Origin of the sequence: Saccharopolyspora sp. NPDC050389, from assembly GCF_040655595.1 — a bacterium.
Taxonomy (GTDB): Bacteria; Actinomycetota; Actinomycetes; order Mycobacteriales; family Pseudonocardiaceae; genus Saccharopolyspora.
In genome coordinates this window covers 1-6706 of sequence record NZ_JBFAKG010000188.1, presented here as the reverse complement: position 1 = coordinate 6706, position 6706 = coordinate 1, and the positions used below count along the sequence as shown (strand labels likewise).

Below are 6706 nucleotides of genomic sequence, written 5' to 3'. Positions count from 1 at the left end.
CCCGATCCCGACGAACCGGCACACCCTGCTTGATCACCGACACAGTCAGTCATGATCACACACGACCGTCACCCTAGATCACGAACGTCAGTAAGTCATGACTTCGGAAGAGCGGAAAGAGTTGTTCCGTCAATATTTGCCGAAACCTGAGGATGTTGACCCGGAAGTCCGCAAGAGAACCGATGAAGCAATCCGGCGCATCGAGGAGAAGAAGGCTCGCGGGGAAGTGTTGAAGTCGTGGAGCAAGGACGACACGCCGATCGGGCTGGATAGCAATTTCGAGCCGTTCCCCGTTACCGGACCGGACCAGGATGAGGGGCGCACTGATGACAGGACTCGACAGTGAGCACCTTGGCCCACGCTTGCCTGGCTGAAGCGCGCTTGGAGCACCTCGAACAGCACGGATTGCACCTTGCGTCCACCGCCGCACGCCACCATTGCCGGCCGAAGATTAGGCGGCGATGGCCATGACCCCTCTTTGCCCGCGTGGTGACAACGATCTGCATTCGTGAGAGTGATGACCGAGATGCGTGTGCCCGTACATGCTTGATGCCGGCCAACGGCGAGCGAGATTCAGATCGTGCGGCTACGCCGTGGCAGCTTGATGCTGCCTTCGACGAACCCTGTAACAGTTCTTCTGCCGGGACTGGGTCAAGCGTTCGCATTCCGGCCAGCTGTCCTGTGGCCGCCGCGGTAGCTCGGTCCCTGCCCGGACGCCACGTGCACAGCCTCGATAAACAAGCTTGCCGATATTCTTAGCTTCGGGCTCCGGTCAGCTCGAGGAGTGGAACTCGCGTCCGCGGGTGAGCACGAGTTGCGGGTGTCGAAGGTGCGTGAGGGCTGCAAGGGGGTCGCCGTCGACCACGATCAGGTCGGCGGAGTAGCCGGGCCGCAGTTGTCCGACGTGGTCGGCGATGCCGAGTGCTGAAGCGCTGATGGTCGTTGCCATGTCGATGGTGCGGTCATTGGGGAAGCCGAGGTATTCGAAGAGCTCCATGGTTCCCACCAAGTCGTCGAACCAGGACCCGGGCAGGCCGGCGTCGGTGCCGATGATCAGCGGCACGCCGAGTTCGGCGAGCCAGACCAGCCGCCCGTACATCACCTCCGTTCCCTCCGGGCCTAGCCGTTCCATGATCGAGCGCCAGTTCCCGCTCAAGGCGGTGCAGGCGTAGATGCCTTTGTCGGCCATCTGTTTCGCGACGTCGTCACGGCGGTCCGGCCCGTTGGCGCTCTGCCAGGAGCAGTGCTCAATGGTGGAGACCCCGGCGGCGACCGACGCGGCGATCGCTTCGGTCCCGTGCGCGTGGGCGGCGACCGGCAGTCCGAGCTGGGAGGCTTCTTCGACGATGATCGCCAGCTCCGTGGCAGTGAATTGCGATGCCCACATCGGCGGCGAGCTCGGGGTGATCTGGCCACCGGAGGCCATGACCTTGATGACATCCGCGCCCAATGCGGCGTTGTGCTGGACCAGCTGGCGAATCTCGGCTTCGCCGGAGACCGCCCCACCGAGGAAATGGCAGTGCCCATCGGGGATGGTCAGCGGCGCCGCTGCGGCCAGGATGCGAGGACCGGGCAGATCGTTGCGTGCGACGGCATCGCGGAGGTGAATGGATAGGCCACCGCGGTCACCGAGGTCCCGGACCGTGGTGATGCCATTTGCGAGGGCTTGTTGCGCTCGACCGGCCATGCCGAGAAGCAGGTCCGCGTCCTCGGTCTGCTGCACCGCGTCGAGGAACTGGGGGCTGGTGTCGAAACAGAGGTGGACGTGGCTATTGATCAGCCCCGGCAGCACGGTGGAATTCGGAAAGTCCCGGCGCCGTGCTTGCTTGTCGGCTCGCTGTTCGACGTGGTGCCGTGGCCCTACCGCCAGAATGGTGTCGTCCTGGATCAGGACTGCGCCGTCCTGGATTCGCTGGTGGGCTGGCCCGATGAGCACCTGCTTGGCGCTGATCAGCTGCTGCACGTCGTCATCCTTTCCGCGCTGTGCGAACAGGTTCGTTTCCTTGACAAGCCAGGTAGTCGGAGCCCTTTGAGCTGCGAGCTTGCTCGGCCGAGCAAGACTGCTGAGCGTAGGGCCGCACTGATCACCCTCGGTGGGATTCGAGGCGGAAGACGGCGGTCGTGCCGGTATGGGCGCGAATCTCACTGACAGCGGCGCCGGGCGGGAATGGCCATGCCATCGAGCTGGTCCCGAGCGCGTTGACGTAGGTGCGGATGACCCGGGCCGCTTCATGGCCCTCGACGAGAGTCGCGCGATACACAGGATGCTCGTCGCGCTCGACTTCCGCCTGGCCGGCGGCCAGCAGGTTGCGGACCCAATCGCGCCGGCGATGCGGGGAGCACACGTACCACCGGCCATCGAGCTGAGTGACCGCAACCGGAACTGTCCGGATCTCGCCGGTGTTGCGCCCTCGGACTGAGAGAACGCGCAGGACGTACCGGCGTTCTGCGTAGGGGGCGGGTTTCTGTTCCCTGATTCTGCCGATCATGAGTGCGTTGCGTTGCTGTAGCCCTGTGTCTGGATCGCGGGCCGCGTCAGATCCGTTCGGGACGAAGTGCCGGTTCAAGGCCAGTAGTTCGGCGACATCGGTTTCGACGTTGTCGACGTGTGCCGGCGCGGCCACCAGGACCGCGGAGGTCGTGGTTGCCGGCAAGCCGTCGCGACGATGCCGCAACGCGTGCTGGACGGCGGTGACCTGCTGACCTGTAGGGCGGCCCGAGTCATATCCGAAGTCCGCCAGATGCGGGCTGAGCTGGACCAGCCCGTCGCGGATCTCGATCACGCGACGCCAGTAGTGCCGCCGGACCCGGCGGGGAGACACACGCTCCCGCCACAGGCTGCGCGGTCGGCGATCAAGAGCATCTTTCGGATATACCGCGTTGAGTGCCTCCCACAACGGCCGCAGCTGCCGGTAAGCACGCCGGTGCCGCCACCACACCCGCACGGTAGCCAACCGCAGCAGCACCGCCGGGCAGAGCACGCCCAGGACGAACACCCCACCACCGACAGCAGCCAGCTTCCCCGTCGCGTCTCGCAAAGCATCGGGAAGACTTCCGCCGAACCAGGAGACGACGATGAGTAGCACCCGCAGCGAGCCACTCACAGCGCGGATTCCGAGCCCGGCGGCGGCGATCCGCAAACCGACGCGCACGCGTCGACCCGACTCGGCGGCATACCGCAATGCGAACCGCGCGGCCTGCATGAGCGCATAGACGAGATAGGCCGCGCCAACGAAGTAGAAACCGGCGATCCCGGGAATATGCAGGTCGGTCGAGGAGAACCTGTGATCGCGCAGCTGCTCGGGAGTCACAGCCATCGACACGATCTGAACGATCACGACGACAGCTAGCGGGATGACCTCTCGCCATGCCCGACGCCCGACGTTCTTACCTGCTGGGGCTGCCGAGAACAGGAAGAACAGCATCAGGAAGAAGTACCCGGACATGATCACTGCGTTGTGAAGCAGCTTCGGGACACCGTGCTGGACAACAGAACCCTCTGTGGCCGCAATGGCAAGCCAGCCCAGCGGGTAGCTGAGCGCCATGAAGGCCAGGCAGGCGGACACCATCCACAGCGCACGATCCCGCGGCGTGCGCCAGAGCCGGTGCAAGCACCACAGCAACGCGAGGCTCAGTGCCGCCGCGACGAGCCCTTCCAGGATCACAGCCAGACCAGCCGGTCACCGAGAGCGCGCTGAGCTCGGCCGGCACGCGGAGAAAGAGCGGGAAGCTGAACACATTCGACGACTGCGGCGGCCTCCAACAGCATCGTCGCCGCAATCTCCGCTTCCTGTTCCTGCAGGGTGTCGTAGGACGTGCGGCGAAGCGCGCGACGAATCACTTCCGGCGAGATGTCCGGCATCATCGTTGCCCACAACGAGTCCTCGTCCGGATCCGGCTGATGGTCGGCGAGGAGATGGCCCAGTTCGTGCGCGATGATGTGCTGCTGATGCGCGGGAGTTGTCTCGGCCTGATACAAGATGTAGTCGGCGTCCGGCGTGCTGCCCCACCAGCCAAACGGGCCGGGAACCGCAAACGGATACGCCACCAGCCGAATCGGCTTGCCGCGCTGGACGCTCAGCCGCCTGCAGACCTCGCCCATGTCCACCGGCTCCTCGATACCGAGACCAGCGAGATCCTGACGGAGACGCCGCCGTAGCGCCCGTTCCGCCGACCGGTACTGGCGAGACTCCCGCCACCTTCCCACAACAAGCTCACCCCCAACTAACGTCGCGGCACCCGCGCCGAGTGCGGAGATCCAGTGTCGCCGCATGGTCATCAACCGACAGCGACAAGGACGCAGCGTCACTCAGACGAGTGTTCGTGAGATGTTTTCTTCTGGCGGCTGGCCTCGAACTCGATGAAAGCCAGCACGTTGTTCATCGACTCCGCCGACAGCTGCTCCGCGCCACGAGCCAGCGCGCGAAGCTTTCCCTCACCGAACTTCGCAAGCAACGCGTACTGCGACTTCAACTCGCGCCCACGCTCGCTATCGGCGAAGAAGTCCAACGGCACATCGAAAAACTCCGCCAGCGTCTTCACCGTGGCATGACTGGGTTCCCGGTCACCGCTGCGGAGGTTGTAGAGATGCGTCTTGGACATGCCACAGGCCTTAGCGACCTCCCGGACCGAGTACCGCCCGCCATCCTCACGCCTGACGCTGTCAAACAGAAGATCAAGCTTCTCCGCGAACGTGTCCTGGCCCTCGCCCCGTTCGGCCTCCATCGACGACACCTCCTTCCACTACCTCTCCAGGGTGTCCCTCATAGCGGACTCGCGCAAGACCCCAGTTCAGTCGAGTTGACACCTCGATCTCAACGGCTTACTTTCGATCGATCAAAGTCCTCTATAGCGGACAAGTGCACGGCGCGGAGCTCTGTGCGGCGACAGCCGCCACGCCCGCGCACGCCACGCGCTGATCACCGCAGCGTGTTGGCCGAACCAGCTAACCAGTGCAGAGAGCCTCCAGGCCACGAATGAGAAGGAGTCGACGTCGACGATGGGCCTCAAGTTCTCAGCAGAGGCCGTTTCACAACAGCAGCCGCTTGGTCCTAGGTCGGTAAGCCTGGCCGGTGCAGCGCGCGAGACCACTCCTCAGCGTCTTCCACGTTGCGTGCGCTAGTCACGTATCCGCGGTGCGTCGCGAAACGCATCGGCTGAAAGCGGCTGTGAACATCGGGGGGTTCGCTGTGCTTCGCGATCTAGAAAGACGAGTAAACTGCCAAGGACGATGCATCAACGCCACGCGCGACGATTGGTTCCCAGAGCCTGCTCGCGGCGCCGATTCCCTGAGTCATCAACGGCACCAAGCACGGTGGGCATGCGGAGGCTGCCCAGTTCGAGTCGACTGCCTCGTTGTCGCACTCTCCTACGAGCTCGATGAGGGCGAGAGCTGGGGCATCTGGGGCGGTGTATGCGCGCGTGACAGGCGCCATGCCATACGGCACGCAACGCAGTGCCTTGAACGCCGGCCCGACGCGATCCGGTTAGCGCGCAGTCTGCTCGAGGAGCTTGACGCGGCGGGCCCCCGAGTGATGGTCGATCTGCCTCTCCCTGCCGAGCTCGACCGACGTGCTCGGCGCATGCTTGACGCGGATGTATGCCGTTATCCGAACGGATGTATCGCTTAGACAGCATTTGCGTTCCCGCACCGCGTCCCGGCGAGGTGGGGAGCCGCCCCAACGGTGGAGGGGTGCATTGGGGCGGCTCGACCCTTGCGGAGCGTGTGCTGCGGGTGAGTGACGCGCGCACGCTCGACGTTCTGCTATTTGTTCGTAGTCGTTAGTGGGAGTTGTGAACGGCTCGGTTCGCTGCGGCAATCACGGTTGCCCACGGTGAGAGCGGGTTCCCCGGTTCCGGTGCACGACGCCAATGGCAGCTGTCCAGTGGGTGGGGAACGACGACCTGTCCGCCGCGCGGGATGGCGTGTACTCGCCGGCTGCGCAACTTCGGGGAGATGTCGGCGTGCGCACGTGGGCAAGGTCCAGTGAGGACGTTCCACCAGGTCTTGGTGCTGTCGATGCACACCGGTCCTGCTTGCAGGTTTCGTTCGAGGTCCTGGACGACCGGGGCGGCCAGCCAGTCCGGCAGGGCCACGGCGTCGACTGCGTCGCCGGTGCGCAGGACCAAGCGGCGGTGCGCTGCATCGAAGGTCACCGACCAGCCCAACTTCAGTCGGTACCAGTCCGCGGCGGCGATAAGATCAAGCCGCTGGGCATTGGCGGCTTCCCTTGGCGACATGCCGAGAATCCTTCTGCGCTGGGGTGGCATGGTGGCCTTCCTGTTCCTCGCTTGACGATGGCCAGTTCCCGGTCTTCGCGTGTGCGGATTGGTGGTCCATGCCGAACTCGAAGAACACCCCAAATAGCGGTGTTTCGGTCCGGCGATGGCGGGTTCGGACTCCTTGTGCGGCCAGGGGAGCGTGCGTCGAGATGGCTTCGCGTACGGCGGCTCGCAGTCGCCCAGCTTCCATCGGCGTCAATGTGATTGGCCCGGGCCGGGGCGCAGTCAGCGTCACTCCGGTCGGCGCCAACCCCACGTGCAGCCGAGCCTTTCTTGCCAGTGCGTCATGGCAGGAGATCGTCCATGTGTAGCGTTGGTGTCGCGGGCGGGTGAATACTGGCTCTGGCACGGTTTCCGTGAATCTGGCCCGGGGCTCAGTCGCTGAGCAGGATGCGTTTGCGGAGCAGGTCGGGCTTGGCGCGGC

7 protein-coding genes are annotated in these 6706 nt (G+C 64.7%); 2 read left to right on the top strand and 5 right to left on the bottom strand.

Features of this window, described 5'->3' with window-relative positions:
- Positions 1 to 97: 97 nt before the first annotated feature.
- The gene (locus tag AB0I53_RS48910; RefSeq protein WP_358617919.1) at positions 98 to 346 is read left to right on the top strand and encodes a hypothetical protein; all 249 of its coding nucleotides are present in this window, start codon (positions 98 to 100) and stop codon (positions 344 to 346) included.
- 426 nt (positions 347 to 772) lie between these two features.
- On the opposite strand, the gene AB0I53_RS48905 is transcribed toward AB0I53_RS48910, so the two are convergent.
- From AB0I53_RS48905 to AB0I53_RS48890, 4 genes are all read right to left on the bottom strand, one after another.
- Complete coding sequence (locus AB0I53_RS48905; RefSeq protein ID WP_358617916.1) at positions 773 to 1963, bottom strand: amidohydrolase family protein; 1191 nt, start codon at positions 1961 to 1963, stop codon at positions 773 to 775.
- 121 nt (positions 1964 to 2084) lie between these two features.
- On the bottom strand, positions 2085 to 3665 hold the full coding sequence (locus tag AB0I53_RS48900; RefSeq protein WP_358617913.1) for an MAB_1171c family putative transporter: 1581 nt from the start codon (positions 3663 to 3665) through the stop codon (positions 2085 to 2087).
- Positions 3662 to 4102, bottom strand: a complete 441-nt coding sequence (locus AB0I53_RS48895; RefSeq protein WP_358617921.1) for a CUE domain-containing protein — start codon at positions 4100 to 4102, stop codon at positions 3662 to 3664. Before AB0I53_RS48895 ends, AB0I53_RS48900 begins: the two co-directional genes overlap by 4 nt.
- Positions 4103 to 4305: 203 nt before the next feature.
- On the bottom strand, positions 4306 to 4725 hold the full coding sequence (locus AB0I53_RS48890) for a helix-turn-helix transcriptional regulator (protein WP_358617911.1): 420 nt from the start codon (positions 4723 to 4725) through the stop codon (positions 4306 to 4308).
- Between the two features lie 347 nt (positions 4726 to 5072).
- On the opposite strand from AB0I53_RS48890, the gene AB0I53_RS48885 reads away from it, so the two are divergent.
- The gene (locus tag AB0I53_RS48885; protein WP_358617908.1) at positions 5073 to 5630 is read left to right on the top strand and encodes a WhiB family transcriptional regulator; all 558 of its coding nucleotides are present in this window, start codon (positions 5073 to 5075) and stop codon (positions 5628 to 5630) included.
- Between the two features lie 151 nt (positions 5631 to 5781).
- Here AB0I53_RS48885 and AB0I53_RS48880 read toward each other — a convergent pair whose 3' ends face one another.
- A complete protein-coding gene (locus AB0I53_RS48880) occupies positions 5782 to 6240 on the bottom strand; it encodes a hypothetical protein (protein ID WP_358617905.1) in 459 nt (152 codons plus the stop codon).
- Positions 6241 to 6706 lie beyond the last annotated feature (466 nt).